3 protein-coding genes are annotated in these 1,305 nt (G+C 68.1%); all 3 read right to left on the bottom strand.

Annotated elements, in window-relative coordinates; all coding sequences use genetic code 11:
- A partial coding sequence (locus tag GTW40_RS14450) for an ATP/GTP-binding protein (protein WP_343245698.1) occupies nt 1–308 on the bottom strand: 308 nt, incomplete at its 3' end.
- A complete protein-coding gene (locus GTW40_RS14455) occupies nt 289–855 on the bottom strand; it encodes a DUF742 domain-containing protein (protein ID WP_161180580.1) in 567 nt (188 codons plus the stop codon). The genes GTW40_RS14450 and GTW40_RS14455, both read right to left, overlap by 20 nt.
- A 96-nt stretch (nt 856–951) precedes the next feature.
- Nucleotides 952–1,305, bottom strand: a 354-nt coding sequence (locus GTW40_RS14460; protein WP_161180581.1) for a roadblock/LC7 domain-containing protein, incomplete at its 5' end; no start/stop codon positions are given.

Consider the following 1,305-nt stretch of genomic DNA (forward strand, 5'->3'; position numbering starts at 1 on the left):
ACCAGGTCGTCCCACATGAACCAGAAGCGGTCCTGACCGGGCGTACCGAAGAGGTACAGGATCAGGTCCTGGTCGAGGGTGATACGGCCGAAGTCCATGGCGACCGTGGTGGTCTTCTTGTCCCCGGTGTGGGTGAGGTCGTCGATGCCGGCCGAAGCGGACGTCATGACGGCCTCGGTGCGCAGCGGGTTGATCTCCGAGACGGCGCCGACGAACGTGGTTTTGCCCACACCGAAGCCGCCCGCCACCACGATCTTCGCGGACGTGGTGGAGCGGGAAGGCCCTCCGCTAGAGCTTGCGAAGTCCACTGAGCACCCTTTCGAGCAAAGTCACGGCTGGCTGGCCACCGGCGTTCTCGTCGCCGCCGGGCTGATGGATGGCGACCAGGCCCGCCTCCGCCAAGTCGGCGACGAGAATCCTGGCCACGCCGAGGGGGATCGTCAGAAGAGCCGAGATCTCGGCTACCGACTTGATCTCCCGGCACAGGTTGCAGATCCGCTGATGCTCGGGCAGCTGACCCTGCATCTGATGCGGAGCGGCGGTGGTGTGCACCAGTGCCTCGATGGCGAGCTGGTAGCGCGGGCGCGTCCGGCCACCGGTCATGGCGTACGGACGCACCAAGGGGTTGCTGGCCGCGGCCGGGGCCGATGCCGGCTCGGAGCGGCGCGGGGGGACCGGCTGGATGCGCGGGGCCTGGGGCTGCTCATACGGGGCCGGACCGGGACCCTGCGGTGCGTAGGGCTGCCGGTGGTCGGGGGTGGAGGGAGCGTACGGGTTCGCGGTACCGCCGTCCTGTCCCTGCACGGGACCGTACGACCAGCCACCCGTATGCGAACCGCCTGGGGGTGTTGCCACTTTCTCTCCTCCTCCGACTGTGCCGGGCATCCATATGCGTGGAGCCGCGTCCCGAAACCTTACGGCCCCGGGACGCGAACGCGCACCGTCCGCTTGCTAGTTGAGAAGGCTGCCCTGGAGTTCCGCACGCAGATCCGGGGTCAGGACCGTGCCCGCGCGGTCCACCAGAAGGGCCATCTCGTACCCGATGAGGCCGATGTCCGCTTCCGGGTGGGCCAGTACGGCGAGCGAGGAACCGTCGGATACGGACATGATGAAGAGGAATCCTCGCTCCATCTCCACAACTGTCTGGTTCACGCTGCCTCCCTCGAAGATCCGGGAGGCGCCTGCCGTCAGAGACGTCAGACCGGAGGCGACGGCCGCGAGCTGGTCGGCGCGGTCGCGCGGAAAGCCTTCGGACATCGCCAGAAGGAGTCCGTCGGCGGAGACCACCACCGTGTGGGACACCCC

The sequence above is a fragment of the Streptomyces sp. SID4985 genome, assembly GCF_009863025.1.
Classification (GTDB): domain Bacteria; phylum Actinomycetota; class Actinomycetes; order Streptomycetales; family Streptomycetaceae; genus Streptomyces.